The 22667-nt window shown below is 62.2% G+C and carries 19 protein-coding genes and 1 tRNA gene; 7 read left to right on the top strand and 13 right to left on the bottom strand.

Features of this window, described 5'->3' with window-relative positions; all coding sequences use genetic code 11:
- Positions 1 to 80 precede the first annotated feature (80 nt).
- Complete coding sequence (locus C8J47_RS15965; protein ID WP_121886490.1) at positions 81 to 1295, top strand: UbiH/UbiF/VisC/COQ6 family ubiquinone biosynthesis hydroxylase; 1215 nt, start codon at positions 81 to 83, stop codon at positions 1293 to 1295.
- Here the strand turns inward: C8J47_RS15965 and C8J47_RS15970 are convergent.
- The 7 genes from C8J47_RS15970 to C8J47_RS16000 all read right to left on the bottom strand — a co-directional run bounded on the left by C8J47_RS15970 (position 1285) and on the right by C8J47_RS16000 (position 9816).
- Positions 1285 to 1800, bottom strand: coding sequence for a DUF2238 domain-containing protein (locus C8J47_RS15970; RefSeq protein ID WP_259467602.1), 516 nt, complete (start codon positions 1798 to 1800; stop codon positions 1285 to 1287). The two genes, C8J47_RS15965 and C8J47_RS15970, sit on opposite strands and share 11 nt — an antisense overlap.
- Before the next feature lie 95 nt (positions 1801 to 1895).
- Positions 1896 to 2087 (bottom strand): Trm112 family protein, encoded by a 192-nt coding sequence (locus tag C8J47_RS15975; protein WP_259467603.1) that lies wholly within the window; start codon positions 2085 to 2087, stop codon positions 1896 to 1898.
- Positions 2084 to 2740, bottom strand: a complete 657-nt coding sequence (locus tag C8J47_RS15980; protein WP_121886493.1) for an LON peptidase substrate-binding domain-containing protein — start codon at positions 2738 to 2740, stop codon at positions 2084 to 2086. Before C8J47_RS15980 ends, C8J47_RS15975 begins: the two co-directional genes overlap by 4 nt.
- The gene (locus C8J47_RS15985) at positions 2737 to 3633 is read right to left on the bottom strand and encodes a tetratricopeptide repeat protein (RefSeq protein ID WP_121886494.1); all 897 of its coding nucleotides are present in this window, start codon (positions 3631 to 3633) and stop codon (positions 2737 to 2739) included. Before C8J47_RS15985 ends, C8J47_RS15980 begins: the two co-directional genes overlap by 4 nt.
- A gap of 436 nt (positions 3634 to 4069) precedes the next feature.
- On the bottom strand, positions 4070 to 7567 hold the full coding sequence (locus C8J47_RS15990) for an error-prone DNA polymerase (RefSeq protein WP_121886495.1): 3498 nt from the start codon (positions 7565 to 7567) through the stop codon (positions 4070 to 4072).
- A 13-nt stretch (positions 7568 to 7580) separates the two neighbouring features.
- Positions 7581 to 9050 (bottom strand): DNA polymerase Y family protein, encoded by a 1470-nt coding sequence (locus tag C8J47_RS15995; protein WP_259467604.1) that lies wholly within the window; start codon positions 9048 to 9050, stop codon positions 7581 to 7583.
- The gene (locus C8J47_RS16000; RefSeq protein WP_121886496.1) at positions 9019 to 9816 is read right to left on the bottom strand and encodes an ImuA family protein; all 798 of its coding nucleotides are present in this window, start codon (positions 9814 to 9816) and stop codon (positions 9019 to 9021) included. Before C8J47_RS16000 ends, C8J47_RS15995 begins: the two co-directional genes overlap by 32 nt.
- 358 nt (positions 9817 to 10174) lie before the next feature.
- On the opposite strand from C8J47_RS16000, the gene C8J47_RS16005 reads away from it, so the two are divergent.
- From C8J47_RS16005 to C8J47_RS19840, 3 genes are all read left to right on the top strand, one after another.
- The gene (locus C8J47_RS16005; RefSeq protein ID WP_121886497.1) at positions 10175 to 13198 is read left to right on the top strand and encodes a TonB-dependent siderophore receptor; all 3024 of its coding nucleotides are present in this window, start codon (positions 10175 to 10177) and stop codon (positions 13196 to 13198) included.
- Positions 13199 to 13389: 191 nt separating this feature from the next.
- Positions 13390 to 13464, top strand: a tRNA-Gly gene (locus tag C8J47_RS16010).
- Positions 13465 to 13792: 328 nt separating this feature from the next.
- Positions 13793 to 14305 carry an HNH endonuclease gene (locus tag C8J47_RS19840; RefSeq protein WP_404969288.1) on the top strand — a complete coding sequence of 171 codons (513 nt, stop codon included), beginning with the start codon at positions 13793 to 13795 and terminating at the stop codon, positions 14303 to 14305.
- A gap of 433 nt (positions 14306 to 14738) precedes the next feature.
- Here the strand turns inward: C8J47_RS19840 and C8J47_RS18995 are convergent, their stop codons facing one another.
- The 3 genes from C8J47_RS18995 to C8J47_RS16025 form a co-directional block, all read right to left on the bottom strand.
- Positions 14739 to 15569, bottom strand: a complete 831-nt coding sequence (locus C8J47_RS18995; protein ID WP_147454349.1) for a hypothetical protein — start codon at positions 15567 to 15569, stop codon at positions 14739 to 14741.
- Positions 15570 to 15633: 64 nt separating this feature from the next.
- Positions 15634 to 16302, bottom strand: a complete 669-nt coding sequence (locus C8J47_RS16020) for a DUF6946 family protein (RefSeq protein ID WP_121886499.1) — start codon at positions 16300 to 16302, stop codon at positions 15634 to 15636.
- A gap of 5 nt (positions 16303 to 16307) precedes the next feature.
- Positions 16308 to 17561, bottom strand: coding sequence for a hypothetical protein (locus C8J47_RS16025; protein ID WP_121886500.1), 1254 nt, complete (start codon positions 17559 to 17561; stop codon positions 16308 to 16310).
- Positions 17562 to 17709: 148 nt separating this feature from the next.
- On the opposite strand from C8J47_RS16025, the gene C8J47_RS16030 reads away from it, so the two are divergent.
- On the top strand, positions 17710 to 18051 hold the full coding sequence (locus tag C8J47_RS16030) for a GrlR family regulatory protein (protein WP_147454350.1): 342 nt from the start codon (positions 17710 to 17712) through the stop codon (positions 18049 to 18051).
- Between the two features lie 686 nt (positions 18052 to 18737).
- Here C8J47_RS16030 and C8J47_RS16035 read toward each other — a convergent pair.
- The 3 genes from C8J47_RS16035 to C8J47_RS16045 all read right to left on the bottom strand — a co-directional run bounded on the left by C8J47_RS16035 (position 18738) and on the right by C8J47_RS16045 (position 21075).
- Entirely contained in the window at positions 18738 to 19268 is a 531-nt protein-coding gene (locus C8J47_RS16035) for a hypothetical protein (RefSeq protein WP_121886502.1), read from the bottom strand.
- A complete protein-coding gene (locus tag C8J47_RS16040) occupies positions 19265 to 20125 on the bottom strand; it encodes a hypothetical protein (RefSeq protein ID WP_121886503.1) in 861 nt (286 codons plus the stop codon). Before C8J47_RS16040 ends, C8J47_RS16035 begins: the two co-directional genes overlap by 4 nt.
- Positions 20126 to 20277: 152 nt before the next feature.
- Positions 20278 to 21075 (bottom strand): abortive infection family protein, encoded by a 798-nt coding sequence (locus C8J47_RS16045; RefSeq protein WP_121886504.1) that lies wholly within the window; start codon positions 21073 to 21075, stop codon positions 20278 to 20280.
- 344 nt (positions 21076 to 21419) lie between these two features.
- Between C8J47_RS16045 and C8J47_RS16050 the strand changes: the two genes are divergently transcribed.
- The gene (locus C8J47_RS16050) at positions 21420 to 22100 is read left to right on the top strand and encodes a hypothetical protein (RefSeq protein ID WP_121886505.1); all 681 of its coding nucleotides are present in this window, start codon (positions 21420 to 21422) and stop codon (positions 22098 to 22100) included.
- Entirely contained in the window at positions 22097 to 22609 is a 513-nt protein-coding gene (locus C8J47_RS16055) for a recombinase family protein (protein WP_121886506.1), read from the top strand. The genes C8J47_RS16050 and C8J47_RS16055 overlap by 4 nt, the downstream gene beginning before the upstream one ends.
- Positions 22610 to 22667: the final 58 nt, after the last annotated feature.

The following is a 22667-nucleotide window of genomic DNA, read 5'->3' on the forward strand; positions in this document are numbered from 1 at the left end:
AGGTAACCACGCGACAACACGGGTTAAGCTGCGCCCGGATCGTCGTTGGCAGCGACCGGCTACCGGGATAAAGCGGCGCCATGGACACAGATGTAATCATCCTCGGTGGCGGGCTGGTCGGCGCGACGCTCGCCGTGGCGCTCGACGTGCACGGTATCTCGACGATCGTGATCGACCCCGCCGACCCCGCGGTGACGCTGGCGCCCCGCTTCGATGGCCGTGCGTCGGCGGTGGCGAGCGCGAGCCACCGGATGCTCGACGCGATCGGCATCGGCGCGACGCTGGCGGGGCAGGGCTGTGCGATCCGCCAGATTCGCGTCAGCGATGGCCTCGAACCCGGCGCGCTCGATTTCGTCCCCGCCGCGGACGACGGCGCGCTCGGCACGATGTACGAAAACAAGCTGCTCCGCCGCACGCTGTTCGACGCTGCGACCGCCGCGCCGCATGTCGATCTCCGCATGCAGACACGTGCGACGACGGTCGACCGCGCCGAATCGGGCGTCACCGCCACGCTGGACTCGGGCGGCGTCATTCGCGCGCCGCTGTTGATCGCCGCGGAGGGTCGCAACTCTCCGGCGCGCGAGGCCGCCGGGATCACGATCGCACGCTGGTCATACGAGCACACCGCGATCATCGCCGCGTTCCACCACGAACGCTCGCACGAGGACGTCGCGTACGAGATCTTCTACGCGAGCGGCCCGTTCGCGCTGCTCCCGCTGCCGGATGATGCGGACGGTCACCGCTCGGCGATCGTCTGGACCGTCGACGCGAAAAACGCGCCCGGCATGCTGAAGCTCGGCGACCGAGCGTTCCTGGCGGAAGCGGAAAAGAGCATGGGCGGCTTCCTCGGCACGCTGTCGATGGCAACGCCGCGCTCGTCCTATCCGCTCGGCTTCCACCACGCCGCACGGATCACCGACACGCGGCTCGCACTGGTCGGCGACGCCGGCCACGGCATCCATCCGATCGCCGGGCAGGGGCTCAACCTGGGTTTTCGCGACGTCGCGACGCTCGCCGAAGTGCTGGTCGAGGGCAAGCGTCTCGGGCTCGATCTCGGCGACGCGGCGCTGCTCGCACGCTACCAGCGCTGGCGCGGGCTCGACACGTTCATGACCGCCGCCGCCACCGACACGCTCACCCGCCTGTTCGGCCTCCCCGGCAAGACCGCCAGCGCCGTGCGTCGGTTCGGCATCAGCGCGGTCAACGCGATCCCCCCGCTCAAGGACCGCTTCATGGCGGAAGCACGCGGTGAATCGGGTGACCTGCCCAAGCTGTTGCAGGGTCTTAAGATCTGAGCCGGGCGATCTGCCTGTCGTGAACGCGGGATAGCAGAAGCAACGCGAGTATGGCGCCAACCAGGCACATCAGCATGTCCCACTGCGTATCCCACGGATCGCCCTGCGTTCCGAGAAACGCGTCCGCACCTTGGCCGACTGCGACGGCAGCGCCGAACTCGATCAGTTCGTACAAGGCGCTGACGGACAGGCAGTAGGCGAGGACGGTGATCGTCAGCAGTCGGCGCGACGCGATGCTGCCGGTCCGGATAAGGATCTCGCGCAGGACGATCGCGGGCACGAACCCCTGCATCAGATGGCCGAACCGATCATAGGGATTGCGCGCGAGATGCAGCCAATCCTGCACCGCGAAACCTATCGGTACGCGCGCATAGGTAAAGGCACCGCCGAGCATCAGCACCAAGCCGTGCAGCGTGATCAACGCCAGCGCGAGATGTGAGAAGCGAAACCGGTGGCGCAGGGCGACCAGTACGGGAAATGCAATCAGGACAGGCGCGACTTCCATCCACCATGTTGCGCGGTCCGTCGGCGACCATCCCGAGGCCAGGAGCCCTATCGCCCAGACCGCGCCCAGTATTGGAAGGCGGCGGTCGGTCGACGTCATACGTTGGGCGCGGTTGCGTCGATCCGTCGGGCCTCCTCGACCAGCATGACCGGCACGCCATCGCGGATCGGATACGCCAGGCCGGCCGCATCGGAGATCAATTCTCCCGCTGCTTCATCATAGCGGAGCGGCGTGCGCGTCATCGGGCAGACCAGGCGTTCGAGCAGCCAGGGATCAAGCCCGCTCACTGCAGCGTCACCGATTCGTCGCCATCGTGCCGCCCGAAAAACTGCATCAACTGGATGATCAGTTCGGCACGCTGCTCAACATCCGGCGCCTCTAGCAGCGCCTGCTTTGCGGCGGCATCGAACGGTGCGATCTGGGCGATGCCGTTGACCAAGCTCTCGTCGTCGAGCCGGCCGACCGCATCCCAGTCGACCGCATAGCCCTGCATGTCGGCGAACCGGCGTGACTCCAGTTCCAGCGACGAGCGCCGCCCGAGCGACAGTGCATCGTCCTCGATCAACGGCAGCAACTCCGCCTCGACCTGGCGGAATGCGGTCGTGACGTCCAACTCGCGGACGATCCGGAACAGCGCGATGCCCTCCAGCACGACGTTGTAGCGCCCGTCGTCGAGCGCCTCGACTTCGGCGATCTTGCCGACGCAGCCGATGTCGTACAGCGCATCCGCGTCGTCATGCGGTCCACCCCGCGGCTGGATCATCCCGATCCGCCGGTCGCGCGCCATCGCATCGCTGATCATCGCCCGATAGCGCGGCTCGAACATGTGCAGCGGCAGGTGCATGCCGGGGAAAAGGAGCGCCCCCGGCAACGGGAAGATCGACAGTCGCGTGGTCGTGCGCGGGGGGGTGGCGCGCGGGGGGGCGGACTCGGTGGTCATCCGAACAGGATCGCAGACAGGCGACGTCGCTGTCCAGACACCCACGGGTCTTCGAGCCCGACGACTTCGAACAATTTGAGCAACTGCGTCCGCGCCGCGCCCTCGTTCCAGTCGCGCTCGGTGGCGATGATGCCGAGGAACGTGTCGGCCGCCGCATCACGATCGTTCGCTGCCATCTGGCCGTTGGCGAGCGCGAACCGGGCGTGCAGGTCGTCGGGATTCGCTTCGACTGCTGCGAGCAATGGCGACAAATCCTCGACCGGCGGGGCCGACTGCGCGAGCGCGAGTGCAGCCTGCGCGCGGGTAATCGCCGGGTCCTTGGCGATCGCGGGATCGAGGTTCGCCAGCCAGTCGGTCGCCTCGTCGAGCTGCCCGGTCGCGACCAGCGCACGGACGAAGCCGGCATGGACCTGCGGATGCTCGGGCGCGATCTCGGCGATCTCGCGGAAAACCCCGAGCGCACGCTCGCCGTCACCCGCCGCAAGCGCCTCTTCGCCCACCGCGATCAGCGGCTCGATATCGGGCGCCGCGTCGGCCGGCCCGGCCTCGATCGGCAACTGCTTGAGCAACTGGTCGAGGATCACGCGCAGCTGCGATTCGGTGCGTGCGCTGGTCATGTCGGCGACCAGCTGGCCCTGGAACATCGCATAGACGGTCGGGATCGACTTGATCTGGAATTGCGCGGCGATGAACTGGTTCTTGTCGGTATCGACCTTCGCCAGCACGACGCCCTTGTCGGCATAATCCGCGGCGACCTTCTCCAGCGTCGGCGTCAGCGCCTTGCACGGCCCGCACCATTCGGCCCAGAAATCGATGATCACGAGGCTGGTCATCGACGGTTCGACGACGTCGCGACGGAACGCCTCGACGGCGTCCTTCTCCGCGGGGGACATTCCAAGCGTGGCCAAGTTCAACTCCCGTGTAATTCTAGCGCGCTATCTGGGGGGCGCTGACGACGAATGCCACCTCTAGGATGGATAGGCATGCACGACAAACGTGCCTTGGCATTCGGCGCGAGCCGTTGATCCTTGTCATGCATACGGGTTCCAGCATCCAAGGGACCGCGTAATCAAGAGAGACAGGGTTGCGAAGCGGTGGCCTCCGGAACTGGTTGGCATTTCATCTCCGCCTTCGGACAAGCCGCCTCCCCGGCGGAGGCCGGGGTCCAGTTGGAGAGGTCGTAGTTACGGAGCGCAGTCTTCATTAGCAGCGTTACCCAACTGGACCCCGGCCTCCGCCGGGGAGGTGCATCTGTTCGGAGGCGCCACCCGGTCTGGATAAAAGAGCGTTCGGCGATCTTGCGGACGACACGATCGAGCGCCGGCCATATTAATGAAAGTCGCGCGATTTGGGCAGGACGCGGACGTCGCGCGGATGCTGGGCACGGGGTGTCCGTCCGTCAGGGCCACGGGGGAGGACCGGCCGGATCACTTCGTCGACGCGCGCGAGCGGCGGTTCCAGCGCGTGATCCTCCGACAACAGCCGCAGCATCTCGGTGCGGTCCTGCACGCGCGACGTCATCAGGTGCGTCACGCCCTCCTCGCTACGCTGGATCACGCCCTCCAGCACCATCAGCCGCGACGCCATCACCGCGCGGCGGTTCGCCTCGAAGTCGCGCGCCCACATCAGTGCGTTGGTGATCCCGGTCTCGTCCTCGATCGTCACGAAGATCGCATTGCCCTTGCCGGGGCGCTGGCGGACCAGGACGACACCCGCCACCTTCGCGCGGCGCCCGTCCTTGGTCGCGTTGGCCTGCGCGCTCGACAGGATTCCCTCGGCGGCAAAGCGTTCGCGGAGGAACTGCATCGGATGCGCCTTCAACGACAGCCGCGTCGTCTGGTAATCCGCTGCGACCTGTTCGGACAGCGGCATCGCCGGCAGCTGCGCATCGGGCTCCGCGCCAAGCTCGGGCACCTCTGCCGCGGCGAACAGAGCAAGCTGCTTGGGCGGCGTCCGGCGCACATCCCACAACGCCTCGCGCCGTTCCTTCGCCACCGATCGAAACGCATCCGCATCGGCCAGCAGGTTCATCGCCCGCTGCGGCAGGTTCGCGCGCCGCGCGAGGTCCTCGATGCTAGCGAACGGCGTGGTCCGAACGCGAACGATCTCGTCGGCCCAATCCTTCCGAAACCCATCGACCTGCCGGAATCCGAGCCGCACATCCTCCCCGGAACGGGGAGGGGGACCATCCGCAGGATGGTGGAGGGGGGCCGCCGCGAACGTCCCGCGTGGAGGGATGGCAGCCTCATCCGCGCCGCCCGTAACAGGAACATCCGCAAGCGATACGTTGGCGGAAGCCCCCCTCCACCCCGCTTCGCGCGGTCCCCCTCCCCGTACCGGGGAGGACTCGAGCGAGTTATCCCACCCACTAGCATTCGCATCGACCGGCAGCACGGTAACCCCGTGCTCCACGGCATCGCGCACCAGTTGCGCCGGCGCATAAAACCCCATCGGCTGCGAATTGAGCAGCGCGCAGCAGAACACCGCTGGGTGAAAGCATTTGATCCAGGACGATACATACACCAATCGCGCAAACGACAGCGCATGGCTCTCTGGAAATCCGTACGATCCAAACCCCTCGATCTGCTTGAAACAGCGCTCCGCGAACTCTGCCTCATACCCCCGCGCGACCATCCCACCGATCAGCTTGGCCTGGAAATTGTTCATTCCTCCGACCTTGCGAAACGTCGCCATCGATTTCCGAAGTTCGTTGGCCTCATCGGGTGTGAACTTCGCCGCGACGATCGCCAGCTTCATCGCCTGTTCCTGGAACAACGGCACGCCGTATGTCTCGCCAAGCAGCACTTCGAGTTCGTCGCTTCGGCCATGCTCGGGCGACGGCGAGGGATAGACCACCACCTCCTTCTTCGCCCGCCGCCGCAAATACGGATGCACCATGTCGCCTTCGATCGGCCCGGGCCGAACGATCGCCACCTGAACCACAAGATCGTACAGTTTCCGCGGTCTCAGACGGGGCAGCATGTTGATCTGCGCACGACTCTCGACTTGGAAAACGCCGATGCTGTCACCCTTGCACAGCATATTATAGACGTCCGGATTCTCGTCGTTTGCGATCGTCTTCAGTTCATGATCGCCGAGCCCGTGCTGTCGCATCAGGTCGAAGCTCTTGCGGATGCAGGTCAGCATGCCGAGCGCGAGGATGTCGACTTTCATCAGGCCGAGGCAATCGATATCGTCCTTGTCCCATTCGATGAAGGTCCGGTCTTCCATCGCACCGTTATGGATCGGCACGATCTCGTCGAGCCGGCCCTGCGTGAGTACGAAGCCGCCAACATGCTGCGACAGATGACGTGGAAATTCGAGCAGGCGCTGCACCATGTCCTGCAGTCGAGCGATCTCGGGATTGGCGACATCGAACCCCGTTTCGGCAAAGCGACGTTCCGGGAAACGGTTCGAAAAGCTGCCCCAAACCGTGCTGGTCAGGCGTTGCGTGACGTCTTCGGTAAAGCCGAGTGCTTTGCCGACCTCGCGCACGGTGCTGCGCGATCGGAAATGGATGACGGTCGCGGCGATCGCCGCGCGCTCCCGACCGTAGCGCCCGTAGATATACTGCATCACCTCTTCGCGCCGCTCATGCTCGAAATCGACGTCGATATCGGGCGGCTCGCTCCTTTCCGCAGATACGAATCGCGAAAACAGTAGGTCGTGCTTCATAGGGTCTACCGAAGTAACGCCGAGCACATAGCAGACCACCGAGTTGGCGGCCGATCCGCGTCCCTGGCATAGAATTGGCGGATCGGCGCTGCGCGCGAACCGGACGACGTCGTGGACGGTCAGGAAGTAATAGGCATAGTTCTGTTGCCGGATCAGCGCAAACTCGTCGCGTAACGACGCCACCAGCTTGTCCGGCACATAGCCTTCATAATGGTCGATCGCCGATTGCCAGGCGAGATGCTCCAGCCAGTCCTGCGGATCCCAGCCTGCGGGGACGGGCTCATGCGGATATTCGTATTTGAGTTCGTCGAGCGTGAAGTCGATCCGCGCGAGCAGCTTTGCCGTCTCGTCGATCGCGTGCGGCCGGTCGCGGTAAAGGTGTGCGATCTCGTCCGCATCCTTCAAATGGCGTTCGCCATTGGCACCGAGCCGTTTGCCGGCGCGCTGGATCGTCGTGCCCTCACGGATGCAGGTGACGATGTCGTGAAGCGAGCGATCGTCGGCGACCGCATAACGCACGTCGTTGGTCGCCAGGATCGGCACGCGCGCCTTGGCGGCAATCCGGGCAAGCCGGGTCTGACGTCGCCGATCGCGACCGCCATGCGGCATCGTAACCCCAAGCCACACCGATCGCCGCGCAAGCGGACGGAGCGCGGCAAGCGTAGCCTCGAGACTGGCATCGTTGCGGACTGGAAGCACGAAGTCCTTGTGCGCGACCACCGGCCGCGCGGTGCACTCGGGCATGACGATCAACAGGATTTCGCCGAGATGCTCGATCAGATCGTCGAAGCCGAGGATGCAGCCGCCTTTCTCGGCCCGCCGGTTGCCCAGCGTCAGCAACCGCGTCAGCCGTCCCCATCCGGCCCGGGTCGCGGGATAAGCGACGATATCCGGCGTACCGTCGGCGAATACGAGACGCGCGCCGACCACCAGCTTGAAATCGAACGGCGGCAGCTTCGCACCGAGCTGGCCTCGTTTTGCGCGTTCCAGTGCATCATAAGCCCGGACCACGCCGGCAACCGTATTGCGATCGGCGATGCCGATACCCGCCAGTTTCAATTCGATCGCGCGACCGACGATGTCACTGGGGTGGCTGGCGCCATCGAGAAAAGAATAATTGGTCGCGGTAACAAGCTCGGCGAACCTGGTCATGGCGCCGCGCCGCTCACGCGAAGACGCCGTGGAGGTACCAGCGGGGTGCCTCCATCTCGGAATACAGGCCGTGGCGGAAGATCCAGAAGCGGCGGCCGCGGCGGTCTTCGATGCGGTAGTAATCGCGCGTCGGGATGTCCTGGCGTCGCCACCATTCGCCGGCGATCCGCTCGGGGCCCTCGCTATGCGCCACGTCGTGAACGGTACGGCGCCAGCGAAAGCGGTGTGGCGGGCCGTCGGGGACCTCGGCCATCATCGATTCGATCGGCTGCGGCGGATCGAACAGGTAGATCGGCCGCAGCGGCGGTTCGTCGGTTTCGGGCGCGATCCACGGCGTTGGGGCAGGCGCTTCGGCGGCGGGCAGCATCAGCTCGGCCTGTTCGGGAATATGATTGTCGCGCGCGGAGAACCGGCGGACGCGCGTCCGACCCAGTCGCGTACCGAGCTGGTCGACGAGCTGCGCGACCTCCCCCTTCTGCGCCTCGCCGCCCTCCAGCTTCAGCTGCGACGCGTCGAGCTTCTCGGCCAATGCCACGTCGAGCCGGACCAGATCATAGCCGAACCCCGGATCGAGCGGATCGGCAAGGCTGTCGATCCGCTCGCGGAACAATCGCATCAATAACGCTACGTCACGTGTCGGCTGACCGGTCTCTATTCGCAGCCGCTGGACGAGGCCGTCGGCGCGGAACAGGCGCGCTTCCCAGCGGCGGCCGCCCTCGTGACGGTCGGCAAGCTGAATCGCGGCTTCGGTGGCGAGTTCGGCCAGCATCTCCAGTGCGTATTCGGTGCGTGCGATGGGTTCGGCGAAGCGGCGTTCGACGCCGATCTTCGGCACCGTGCGGCGCGCGACGATCGGCCCCTTCACCGAGCCGTCGAGCCGGCGGATCATCATCGCCGCCTGCTCGCCGAACCGTGCCGCGATCGTCGCGAGCGGTCGTGCCATCACGTCGCCGACCGTCTTCAGCCCCGCGCGTGACAGTGCCGTCGTCGCATCCTCGTCCAGACCGAGCGCGGCCACCGGCAATCGCTTGACCGCACGCTTTTCATCCGGCGCCGGCGCCCCCGCATACCGCGCCAGCGCGCGCGCGGTGTCGGGCGTGTCGCCGAACGCGTGGCGTACCAGCACACCCCGGCGCGCAAGCCGCTCCTCCAGATCGGCAGCCAGACGCCGTTCGCCCTCGAACTCGTGCACGCATCCGGCGATATCGAGGATCAGGCCATCGGGTTCGTCGAGCGCGACCGACGGCGTATAACGCTGGCACCCGTCCGCGAGCCGCTCGAGCCATTCGTGATCGGCATGCGCGTCATGCTCGTAGACCTCGAGTTCCGGTACCTGCGCCCGCGCATCCGCCAGCGTCAGGCCGGGCCGGAGACCTGCTCGCATGGCTTCACGGTCGAGCGCCTTGAGCCGGATCCCGCCCGAGACCGTCTCGACGAACGCGATCGGCGTCTCAGCCCGTCCGACGAACAGATGCGGCCGCATCGTCTGCAGTCGCTCGATCGGCAGCCACGGAAACACCAGCGCCAGGTAGCGTCGGGGAATCACCAGAGGCGAAGGCGATCTGGTCGAAGGCGGTATTGTCGAAGATGTACGCGTCACGGTCCCACTCCACACGCCAGCGAAGCCCGGCCTGGCCTCCGCGTCGACGCAGCAATTCGATGTCGAAGGCAGGTTTGCCCGGTGCGTCGGCCTCCAGCGGCCGCGACCGACACGCCGCGACCTGCCAGCGCGATGCAGCCGCACTCGGCACCGGTTCGGCGCCGATGCGCAGGCTGAGAATGGTGACGCCCGAGGCTTCGGCCGCCAGCATCAGTCGCCGCGTCGCGGTAAGGTCGAGTCCTGGCGTCCTGCCCCAGGATTCCATCACCAACGTGCCGAGCCCATGGCAGCGCGCGGCATCGGCGGCGGCGCGCAACAAGTCCGCCTCGTCCTCGACCAGCCCCAGCACCAGCGACGTCACGTCGAGCCCCATCTCGACCAGCCCGGTCGCATGCAGTCGCCCGCCCTGGCGCTCGCTCGCCTCGGTGCGCAACCACATCACCGGGGCCGCACGCGCTGCCAGAACCGAGGCGACCGCAAACCCCGCGCCGCTCGCCGAATCGTCGATGGCGGTAAAAATCTCGTGCAGCTGCGCCCTGGCCATGCCCTGCGTCAGCCACGCATCATCGGCACGGCCATCCCCCTGGGTCGGCATCCCGGTCGTGGCGATCCGCTTCAGGCGGGCAATCAGGGCGGACGACTCGTTCACAACTGTTCTTGTAATGTTCCGACGGGTGAGTCGCCAAGCGGAATCTTTTTTCGAGCGCGTCCAAGTGCCGGAAATTGCGTCTTTCAGTCTTAATGACACGATCATGCATTTGCTCGCGGCGCGGGCACGCTTCGTCGCTCGGCCACGCTCCCACATGAAAAATGCGTCAGGAACAGTGTCTATTCCGTGACAGCTCCGTACCGAAGATTCCCCCGATCTTCGCGGTTATTTACAGTTTTACGACAGCGTTGCAGCCTTCCGCCGTGCCGTATTCCTCCCCGGATGACGCGGCCGTTCCGGAACGCGCTCGCTGTCTTCCCAAGGGGGAGGGAGGAGCCTTGCAAGAGATCGCTTCATCATGACCAAAATCGCTTTCCGGCCAACTTTGCTGCGGAGCTCTGCGCTTTCGGCGCTCGCCCTGGTCGGGCTGATCGGCACCGCGCCGGCGTTCGCGCAGGATGCGCAGGTCCAGCCGGGCACGTCGGTATCGACCCCGCCGCAGGGTGACGTCTCGCCCGCACCGGCAGCGCAGGCCACTGCCGCCCCTGCCGCCCAGACCACCGCCGCCCAGCCTGGCACCGCCCAGCCTGGCACCGCCCAGCCCGGCACCGCCCAGCCCGGTACCGATGCCGGCCAGCCGCAGGACATCGTCGTCACCGGCACGCTGTTCCGCCGCACCGATACCGAGACGCCGTCGCCGGTCACCGTGCTGACCTCGGATTCACTCGCGAAGGCCGGCATCACCACCGTGTCCGACGCGGTGCGCTCGATCTCCGCGGACAGCAGCGGCTCGGTCCCGACCTCGTTCACCAACGGCTTCGGCGCCGGCTCGTCGGGCGTGTCGTTGCGCGGCCTGACCGTGAGCTCGACGCTGACGCTGATCGACGGTGTCCGCACCGCCAACTATCCGCTTTCGGATGACGGCCAGCGCTCGTTCGTCGACCTCAACACCATCCCGAACGCGATCGTCGACCGCGTCGAAGTGCTCAAGGACGGCGCCTCGTCGAGCTATGGCGCGGACGCGATCGGCGGCGTGGTCAACATCATCATGAAGAAGGAGATCGTCGGTGCGTACGGCACGGTCGAAGGCGGCGTGTCCCAGCGCGGCGACGGCGGCGAACAGCGCGCGACGCTGACGCTCGGCACGGGTCGTCTGAAGGAGAAGGGCTTCAACTTCTACGTCAGCGGCGAATACCAGCATGACGACCCGATCTACAATCGCAACCGCGGCTTCCCGTACAACACGCAGGATCTGACCTCGATCGGCGGCGACAACAACAACCCCGGCTCGGTCGCGCCAAGCCAGACCACCAGCGCGGTCGTCGCGCCCACCACGCAGACCACACCCGGGAACATCCTGTCGGGTACCGGCCTCGCGACCGGCGCCTTCCAGGTGCTCAACCCCAATGGGTGCGCCGCGGGGCAGACGCTCGTCACCACGCCGCGGTCGGGCTCGACCTTCATCGACCAGGGTTGCGAACAGAACCTCGTCTCCGACTACGGCCAGATCCAGCCCGAGCAGACTCGTTTTGGCGTCACCGCCCACGGTACCGCGCAGATCAACGACAAGACGCAGGCCTATCTGATCGCGTCGTATTTCCAGAACGACGTAAAGTCGGAGGGCAGTCCTGCGCTGATCCGCTCGGCCAATCCGGTCAACACGCAGAACATCGTCCTGCCGGCGGTGCTGGCGAACGGCACGCTCAACACCACCAACAATCCGTTCGCGACCCAGGGGCTGGCGGCGGCGATCCGCTATCGGTTCGGCGACATCCCCGCTTCGTCCGAGTACAAGAACCACGTGATCCGCGCGGCGGCGGGCATCGACGGCCAGTTTGGCGAGGGCTGGGGCTATTCGGCCTCGATCACCGCAGCGCATGCGTGGCTCGACATCACGCAGAACGGCTATCTCAACCTCGCCGGACTGCAGACCGCGATCACCACCGGCAGCTACAACTTCGCCAATCCCGATCTGAACACCGCAGCCGTCCGCGGCGCGATCTCGCCGACGGTCCGTTCGCAGGCCACCAGCGACCTCGATATGGTCCAGGGCGTCATCACCAAGGACCTGTTCCAGCTTCCCGGCGGTCCGCTCCAGGTCGGCGTCGGCGGCTCGGTCCGCTACGAGGCGCAGAACGATCCGAGCCAGAACCCGGATTTCACGACGATCAATCTCAACCAGTTCTCGGCAGTCGGCAATCGCACCGTCGAATCGGCCTATTTCGAGGTCAATGCGCCGATCCTGACAAGCCTCGAGATCGACGGGTCGGGCCGCTTCGATCATTATTCGGAAGGGTTCAGCCACTTCTCGCCGAAGATCGGGGTGAAGTTCACGCCGATCCGTCAGGTCGCGCTGCGCGGCACCTTCTCGAAGGGCTTCCGGGCCCCGAGCTTCGCCGAGACGTCGGGTTCGGTGGTCGGCTTCACCGCCGCCGTGCCGCCCTGCTCGCTGCAGGCGCAGCATGGCGCCACGCTCACCGGCACGACCTGCTCGGGTGGCAGTGCGTATAACCAGTCCTATTCGATCGGCTTCAACACCGCCGGCAACCCGGACATCAAGCCCGAACTGTCGCGCAGCTTCACCGGCGGCGTGGTCGTCCAGCCGACCACGTGGCTGAGCTTCACCGCGGATTACTACAACATCAAGAAGACCCGCGTGATTACGGGCGGCCCGCTCTCGAACCAGGCGCTCGCCGCCTATTACGCGGGCACCGCGCTGCCGACCGGCTACAGCGTGACGCCCGACGCGATCGATCCGTCGTTCCCGAACGCACAACCGCGCGCACTGTTCGTCAACTCGCCCTTTGCCAATGCGGCGGCGCTCAAGACCTCCGGGCTCGATTTCTCGGCGCTGGTCCAGCTCAAGCCGAGCGACGACTTCCACTTCTCGAGCCGCGCGGAGGCGACCTACATCCTCCATTACGACTTCAAGTCGAGCGATGCCGATCCGTTCGTAGACTATGTGGGCACGCAGGCGCCCTACGTCACCTCGTCAGGCGCAGGCACGCCGGCATGGCGCGGCAACTGGCAGAACAGCGTCGACTACAAGGCGTACACGCTGACCGCGACGGCCTATTACACGTCGGGCTACAAGGCGGTCGCGTACGACCAGTTCGGCACCACCGACTGCAACGGCGGCAGCACGTACGGCGGCACCGATCCAGAGTTCAACTGCCACGTGAAGCACTTCGTCGATGTCGACCTGACCGGCAGCGTGGCGGTGAACGACAAGTTCAAGCTGTACTTCAACGTGGTCAACCTGCTCGACCAGAAGGCACCGCTGAACGCCGGCAACTATGCCGCGACCAACTACAACCCGACCTACACGCAGATCGGTGCGGTCGGCCGGACGATGCGCGTGGGGGCGAACTTCCAGTTCTGATCGCTTTCCCGACGCATGGCCAAGAAGGGGCGGACGGCAACGTCCGCCCCTTTTTTGTGCGCTGCACACAGCGGTTCGACGAAATATCACGACGATAGTGCGAAAGGCGCTTGCCGTTCCGCAAACACCGGGCTAACAGCGCGCCTCACCCAGTCACCGTGTCGCTTCAGACCGGAGACTACGGCGCCAGAGCGGGCGTAGCTCAGGGGTAGAGCACAACCTTGCCAAGGTTGGGGTCGAGGGTTCGAATCCCTTCGCCCGCTCCAGTTTTCTACAGTGAACACAACCACTTAGAGGCTGGCCGCCGAGGCCGAGGGTACCATGTTATAGCTTTGGGGTAGCGCTGGGGTAACTCTCAATGGATTGCTAGCTGCGTTTGACGTAGTGCCAGGGCAGGTTTGACTATCGTGTTGGTCAATCAGGCTTGAAGGCCGGGGGCAGCGGATGCGAATCGATTCAGAGCAGTTTGGCAGTGCTTTATCAGCCGCCTCGCAATTCCGTAGCGATGATGACCTTCGTAGGGCGGCTGGAAGCGGTTTGTCGCGCTCGTACTATGTCAGGTTCAACGGTAGAGTCTTCCCGCTCAAAACGATTATGCGGCTGGCTTATCGGCGTGAGAATATAAAGTGGGATGGACCTCAATCAGCTAAAGCTGCTCGGGAATTGCGATCCGACTTTGATATACTGCACATAACTAAAAACTCAGAGAAGAAGCGCCTCGACAGACAGCGTAAGAGCTCTGAGAGATGGGAGCGTAATCCTCGATATCGAGCTGACGTGCTTGATATTTACAGCTCAACATGCGCTGTAAGCGGATGCACGGTTCTTGACGCAATCGACGCCGCACACGTCCTTGGTGTCGGCCAACATGGAGAAGACAAAGCGGAAAATGGTATTGTCTTACGTGCAGATCTTCACCGCTTGTTCGATGCTGAGCCTCCTCAGATGGCAATAGACCCTCGTAGCATGACTGTACACTTCTCCATCGAATGTACTGGGCATTTCTCGGCATACGAAGGCAGGGAAATAAGAATCCCTAAGGGTGGGCCACCTTCAAGCGCTTTTGCTTTTCACTGGAAGAGCTTCAGGAAGGCTCATAATGCCTAGTTGCGCAATTACAGTCTGGTCCACGTAATTGGTGAGCGCTATCTCGACTTCTACACGCGCCCGCGAAACTGAGCCTGCTGCCCGTTCACTGGCGCGGCACCAGGGAACGATAACCGACCCCAATTCCCAACGCCCTCACAGGATCGCGTTTGAAATCCCGCCGGCGCCGATTACGGCATCGCTTACATGCATGACGGTAAGCTCTGCGGCGGCACAGCGGCATAGCTTACTCGGGCGCCTACCAGCAGGAGGGGCAGGCATTCCCGTCCGAGTTAGCACTCACGCAGCACCGGCACGTGCCGGGCGCGCTACCTGCGCTGAAGCTTCACGGGCTGGTGGATGCCGGCAGCGTGGTGCGGGTGCAGAGCACCAGTCCAAGAGCGGCATGGTGCGGTTATGGTTGGGTTATCCCAGATCGTGAATCAATAAGAATTCAACCTAATTCAAAGTATTGATCTACAGCCTGCTTCCAAGATGCGATCTTCTCAGGTTTCAAGCCTTGCAGAAGCGAAGTTCTATCCATCCACGCAAAATATGAGTGCAGCTCCACTTTGAGAGCTTCTTTAATTTGCTTCAAAGGTGCCGCGCCGCTGGGCTGAGGCAGTCGTTCCTCCGTAGCCCACCACAACCAATGCGTTAGACGAAAAGGTTTGGAGCCGGCGGGAGCGAACGATCGGGCGGATTCATGCACAGCAATTCCGTAGGGAGGTGCAAGGGTCTCGGCCCCGTATGCCTGTATGATCGCAGGGCCGAACGCTACTCGATCCAGAGTGTTTGCGTGTAGTGCCTTCTTTTTAAGCGATAGTCCTGCGAGCATATCGGAGCCACGGTACACAGGACCGTATGCAATCGCCCCGCGTAGTAGAAAGCGGTTTTGGACATCAGGCGTCGATATGAAGAAGCATGATAGGTCCATCATGATCTTTCGTACTGCAATCTTGATTGTTGCTTGATCTTCGCTTGTAAGGAAAACTCCATCATTGATTGGTAGCGCGAGTACAGCTCCCTTCGCATCACTAACCGCCTGATCGACGGCCATGTGCAAACGGACCAGGAAGTTAGCGCTTTTCTCCATTGAAACGGACATTATATGTCCGGCGCCCATCAAGTCCAACCACGCCACATAGACGTTTTTAGCTTGTACGACTTTACTTGCATCGAATTTAAAGCGCTCCCTTTGAGATTGCGCATATATTCGCGCTTGCTCGACTCCGGATGGCCCAGGCTTCTTCGCAGCGCTTCCGATCTTAATTACGTCTGTCATTTACTTTCCCCTGTTTCACGTGGTCTGATTGCATTTCAGCCGGTGTATCAAGCGGCTGGCGTGGTCAGACTTGACGGAATGCCTGATCCCCACTTGCCCAGCCGAGCACCAACCGCCGTTCTGCGGGCGTAGTTGTCACGACAGGCTCGTCGGCGCGGCAACCCGGCTTAAGCAGCTCCACGAATCGTTCGTATGCTTCGAACCAGCGTCGCTCGGGCGAGAATGAATGCACCACCATGGCAGCGTCAGTCGCGCAGAACCGCTCCGCCTCGATCAGCGCTGCCGCCGTCCGGTGCAGCAGCTGGTAGTGAACGTCGGGCGGGCAATCGGCGATGCCGAGCAGGCCGCAAACGTATGCTAGACGCTCGACCTTGCCTGGGGAGGCGTCTCGCATCCAATCACCAACGGTCGGGCCAAACGGTTCGTCTACCTTGCCTTCAACCGTGCACGCGACGAGCCCGCCGCGGTGGCGGCCAAGCGCGAACACATCAGACTGGCTTTCGCGCCGCCCGCCGGGCAGCGGAGTTTTATGCTCCGGCAGGGCTAACAGCAACTCCACCGGGCCCAGAACATGGGAGAGGATAGCCTGGACCTCTGGGGGAAGTCCGTCAGCGGCTTCCCATGCGTGCGCGACGGTGCGGGCACTGTAGCCGACGGCCCAGTGCAGGTCGGGCTTAGCGAGGAACTGGCGCCAGCTGTCTGGACCGGCGGATGGCACAAGAATGCGCGCCACAGGTGTTAGCCAATCGCAAACTGGAAGGGTTGCAAGGCGAGCGGCTGCCCCTTCGGCACGGACATGGCGAAGCCGCTGGGCTGCTGGATTATATGTACGTGCCAGTATGCGCCGGCGGGCTTTGTGGTTGTCGTATGGAGCAACGGGAGTAAGGACTTCATTACGCCGTGAGGGATCGCGAATGCGACGTCGAGGTCCATGCAACCAAGCACGAATAACGCCGTATCTGCGTCTTCCAGGAATGTGTCCCATTGGGGATGATAGGCGTACCAGTAAGGCGCCTGATTCTTCCCCGTATACCGCTTTGACATGGCGCACGCGGCCCGGACGTCTCGTTTGGCATTCCAGTAGAGCGCCCGGCTTTTCTTCACCAAACTGGCCCCCTCACGTTGGCCGAGTGCCGCCACCACGTCTTCTCGCTTCGCTTGAAGTAGCTGCGCGTCAGTGAAGTGCCACGTCCCTTTGCTCCCGGTAGCCAAGTGACTAACCAGCGCTGCTGCCGAAGGTGCGACTGGCGCCGCGCCAGGATTCTCGCCCCCGGTTACCTCTACCTGCTCGTCTGGCTCAGGTTCTTCCTCTACGTCGGTCGCGGTTGCAAACATCACGTCGACCATACGATCTAACCGAGTATACTCGATTGGCGTAAGCAGGCTGCGCATCTTCAGTCCGGTCTCTACCGCCTCAGTGTTTTCCTTAAGCAAAACCAGCTTTATCAAAGCCTCGGCACTAATGACCCGTATGTCCCAGGCGTGCCTTGACCCCCTAATTTGCGCCTCCAGTTCGCCGGTGTCTTGCCGACCGACAACGATTAATATGGACGAGTTAGCTGCTAGCTTGTCGGCGTCTGCCAACTTGCGGCGATACTTCGCCAGGGTGTCTAGCGAAAGGCGGTATGCGTCGGTCGTTTTCACCTCAACGACCAAAGTATGCTCTTCCGGAGAAAGCCAAAGACCGTCGAACCCTATCTTGCCCTGCACACCCTGGTATCGACCGTTAATCGCCTCATAATCTAGCCGTCGTCCAAGCTCGTTTACCAAGTCCTGCAGAACCATGCCGTTCTTCGGAAAGGGGACCGTGAGGCAATGATCAATGTACTGTGAGATTTTTTCGGTCCCGATTTTTCCCAAGTATTCACGCAACTCGGAAGAACAGGTAGAATCGTCTTTTAGAGCGCCATCACCCGCCGCTGATACGATCTGTTCGATGCTGAACTTGCCGACACTGTCGGGCGCGGATTCAAAGATGGAAAGCAACGGCATAGAGCTAGCGTAGCGGCCCAATCCAGTGGCGCAACACCGCATTTCCCACTGCACCGTCCCTGGTCCACTCCTCGCCGCGGCAGTACTGTTTGCGCGGCAGGACACCACAGCGGCCGGGAGCGGCAGCGAAAAAGTGAAGGACTTAAGTATGCTGACTGCGATGCCAAACGGGCTCTACAAGATGGCCTTCGAGACGCCGACCGGCATGGACTACGGCGTTGCCTACCTGCACGATGGCAAGCTGCGTGGCGGCGACAGCGGCATGGCTTACCTCGGTACGTACAAGCAAGAAGGGAAGCTGTTTTCCGCCGAAATGTCCGTTACCCAGCACCGCCACGTGCCGGGCGCGGTGTCCGCGCTAGGCTTCAACGACATGGTAGTGGAACTCCACGGGCTTGTGGACAACAGCAGCGTGGTGACGGTTCGCGGCACTTCGCCGGAAACCAGCCTGGTCCGGTTTACGGCACGGCTGTCGTTGATTGCCGATTAAGATTGAAGCGGTCGCTCTGATCCAGCGACCCGCAGATGGCCTTAGGGCGCACCCCACTAACCCCGGGGCGGCGCCGGCCGACATCCAGCAAGGCTAGTTAGGCTAAGCCTCGTTGCACGACGTCGGCTTTCCAGCGCCGCCGACCACACGCACAGGTCTGCCGATTATGGGCCGGCCGTGCGACCACCTCCGTGCCATGCAACGTCCCTTAGATAGCCGGGCGACAGACACACTGTCCCTGGTTGCCGCCCAACCCGTGATACGCATCGGCGTCCTCTGTCACGTACAACCCGACATGACCGCCCTAAGGCGCTCGAACACCGCACGGCCCCGGATACCAAAGGCTCGGAGCGCAGGTTGGCTCTCCAGTCTGCCGGGCCTTGGCGCGCACCGCGAACGGTGCAGACGCTATGCCGACCTCGTCCAAAGACAATGCCACGGATACATCGAACCGAGGCACGTTGTCCGCGTTGTAGATCATACCCAGCACTTTGGTGCCCAGCCGCTTGGCCCAGCCTAGAACGATGGGATTGTTCGCAGGGCCGGCAGCCTCACGGACGTCGAGTTCCGCACGGGCGGCGCTAGCCAAGCTGGTCTGGCCGGAAGCGAGTTGATGACACTTGCTGCGAGTCGGCGAAATGGTTGTCCATGCGGGAGCGCAACAGTCGGAAGGCTGATCTGCCAGCTTACGCTGGGGTATCCCGATATTCTTTCTGGAACAGAGCGTGGGCGCGCTTCACGACCATCAACAGCGTCAAGAGGAAGTGCCCGTAAAAAAACACCGTTACGGCGGGGGGTACACCATTTTTCCAGTCTTGAACGTAGAACAGAAGGACAGAGAACAATGATATGACGCACACGAGCACGACATAGGAGACGTTGGCATTCAACTCTGTCAAAAGCGTCCGCCGGGCGGCAGCTTGACGGCTCTGTATCTCGGCGAGTCTTTTATCCGTCGGGCTTTCCCATCTCCGCTGGAATATCCCGAAGATTGCAACTTGAATATTCAGCATTAGTGCAATGAAGATACCGAAGAATGTAATCGAAACATTATAGGCATCCCTTGTTAAGGCCATCGCCTCCCAATAGAAAAAGCCGGCTAACAGAGTAGGAGCTCCGTAAAACAGCAAAAGATCATAATACGACAGAGACTTCGAGTCAGCGCGGCGCAGTGTTTTCCAATGATCTCGTATTATGGAGGAAATGTTTATTTTCACGATGACTTATTCGCTAATACTTCGTAGAAATCCTTTAAAATATCGTCACACTGTTTTTTTAATGACTCAAAAGTGGGATGTCCGTCCATGCCCCGCACCACGTCGCCGGTTATGTCGATCACACCAGCATCGGTGTTACCACCAAAGATGCCCACAGGGCGATATTTGCCGCCGATCTTCACGTCCGCGATAGCTTGGGTGAACTCGATACCGTCATGCATTACCACCCCGGCAGCGCCATGGGTAAGCGACTTTGCGACGCTCGCAAGGTCACCGAGCGTCTTGTTGCGCCGGGCCGTCATTCGAACTTCAAAATCAACGTTCGTAGGCGCTTCGTCGTTGAAGTAGCGATCCGTTACGTCGCCAGATGCATTACGCTTGATCAGTCGCAACCTTTTGACCGGCCCTCCGCTATAAAGCGAACCACCCGCGTCATTAGGCAACAATTTTCGATACCGAAAATAGAAGCCCGGATTAGCGGCTTCGAAGGCATCCTTGACATACGCCATCACCATCGTGATGCATGAACGGCCCTGGAAGGACTGGAAAGCAGCAAACGCTAGGTCCGACGTCTCTGGAGACCAGAATTCATAATAGAGGGGGATTTCTTCAACGTCATCAGTTCGGCGTCGATAATTACGCTTCTTCGTCTTTGTGTTCACAAAGTCGCTTTCGAAGCCGAATGTGCCGTATTTTACATAGCCCTTACTGTTGCCCGGCCCGTCTGCCTCACGTTCCTCGAAGTACCAACTCCGCTCGCGTTCATCGTCCTGAACGGCGGCTATCTTCTCGGTCACGAACTTCGTTATAAACTCGCGCGGACCGTTGTTCAGCCCGACATCGCCAAACGAAACCATCGCAGCCGGATCGCCTTTGCGATGCACTGTTATCAAGTACCCTCGAATTCCGATCGCACTAGGCATTCCACTCCGATCCCGCTGTTACCGCAACGTTCTCACCGAAATCGGTGAACTGCGCAACGTCGCCGATTGCGCGGGAATGAATTGATCTAGCCGACGCCCTTTGCGACGGCGGTTTCGATCAAAAATAGGGCCATACTGCCCGCTAGGTTGACGGCGAGCGCGGCGTGACGCGGAGCTACCTTAACCGGTTTGCGGCCCCCTGAGGCGTGGGCATCGCCGATCTTGTTCCGCAAGGTGCCCAAGCCTTCTACGACGCTCGCAGCACTCCCTAAGATGCGCTTGAAGGCGTCCTCGGAGTGCTGTGACGGTGCGATGTTCAGTCGTTCGGACGTCATGCGATACAGCTTCGGCAAATCGTCGTTTTGGCCATATTCAGAGTTGCCGTCCGCATCTTCGAGCAAGTGCTTACAAACGGTTTCGAGCAACGTTCGCGCCGCCGTAATCGCGCCGGCCGGATCGGTATCGCGGCGGGCAAGCGCCTTGTTCCAAGCGCCCATCACGCCCGCTGCATCGAACGACGCTATGCCTTCCGAAATAACCGTGTCGGCGAATGCCGCACCGCGCTCAAGCATCTCTAAAAGCGGCGCAAATTCCTCCCGCACGAATTTGCGACGGGGTTCCCAATGAGGGCTTACGCTTTTAAAAAACGACCAAAGGGCTCCGTCAGCCGTCTGGTGCGTTCGAATGAACCGCGGAAGTAACTTAGAAGTGACGGGATCGTTCATCAACTCGCGTCGCAGCACCCGATACACGTCCGTGTCGATGCCGCCGTCCGCGCAGTGCGAAACCAGTCCGTCCCGCAACACCATCGCGCGTTCGAACACATCCGTGGGGAGATTAGCAACCAGATTGCTAGGTTCATCATCATCGAAACGCAAAGTCATGCCGCCACATAGCGCATAATCGAAATTCAAGGAACGCACTGGCTGCGGGCGTATATGGGGCCATTACGTAGGAAGGCAGCAACAAATCCTGCTTTTAGCTCCAGATAATTGCATTGGCGAACCGGAAGGCAGGGTTTTAAAAAATATTCGAGAAGATCAGACCGCGCTCACTGAACCGCGGCGCCACCCGCCACCCTATACCGTCGGCAGGTACCATTGCGTATTCTACATAGGAATTATCAAGACGCTGATCATTGTCACTTTCAATCTACGAACATCATGGCATCGAGTCGCTCTCAGTTATTGAGAACTATCACCACCTATACTGTGGAGCGACCGATACTATGACGCAGAACGATGCCGTGCCCGAGCCGCAGCACATGCAACCCCACCGCAGCGGCGCAAGCCGTAAGCTGCTCAGCCGTAAGCCGGGCGGCAAGGCTGTGGCGGCGCCGGGCGAGGCGCTGGAGGACGCGTTTCCTGCTGCACGACAAACTGCGGACGACGAGCCGGCGGTGTCGTCATCGTCGGCGAACGTTACTGGCTTAGCGGACGGCGCCGCGCCGACCGATACGACGGGCGAGCCCGCCCTCGCCGCAGCGCCGGCCGCCGAGAGCACGTCACCACCGCAGGCCGCTGCCGAACCGTTGCAGACGCAAGCCGAGCTGCCGGCATGGTCCGACGATGATGAGCGCGTGTTCGCAGCTATGGCTGCTAGACGGAAAGCATCTGGCTTCCAGCGTCGCGGGAAGAACGTTGGGGGCCAACTCCTTCGCTCCGGCGGCGTCGCCCCGAATAGTGGTACGGTCGTGGCAACCATCGTAGCGTTGGTCGCCAACCGAGGCACTGTTACGCGCGCTGAGTTGCTTGACGCCATGGCGGTTGCGGAGTTTGGCAGCACTAAAGCCCGGCCGCAGGATAAGTCATGGTCCAACGGATATGTAGCGGGAGCCGTTCGCGATGGATTTTTAGAGGTCGTCGCTGAGCAGAATGCGGTTGAAACCTCACCCGCGGTGACGCTGTGAGTGTTCAATCGCGCCGCGCGGTTACATACGTTCGCGTATCAACTGCGCGACAAGGAGCCTCCGGGTTGGGCCTTGATGCGCAACGCTCCGCCGTTCAATCTTATGCGTCTGGCGTTGGCCTTAGCATCATCGCCGAGTTTGTAGAGGTTGAGTCAGGCAAACGAGCGGACCGTCCACAGCTTACGGCGGCGCTAGCAGCCTGCATGCTGCACAGGGCAACACTTGTCATCGCCAAGCTCGACCGGTTAGCTCGCAACGTTCACTTCATCAGTGGGCTCATGGAAAGCAGATGCGAATTCGTGGCAGTAGACATGCCCCACGCGAACCCCCTGACTCTACACCTTATGGCTGCCATGGCCGAACACGAGGCCGCGGCCATATCGGAACGAACCAAGGCGGCTTTGGCAGCAGCCAAGGTAAGGGGCGTAAGGCTGGGAAACCCAAACGGCGCGAAGCATCTGCTAGCGGGTTGTGACGTGACCCCCGTTTTTTCCTCCAGTTGGAGTTAGAGTCCGACCCCGGAAAGGGACGGACAGATGAAGCGGAAGCAGTTTTCGGAAGAGCAGA

Origin of the sequence: Sphingomonas sp. PP-F2F-G114-C0414 (assembly GCF_003688595.1) — a bacterium.
Lineage (GTDB): Bacteria > Pseudomonadota > Alphaproteobacteria > Sphingomonadales > Sphingomonadaceae > Sphingomonas.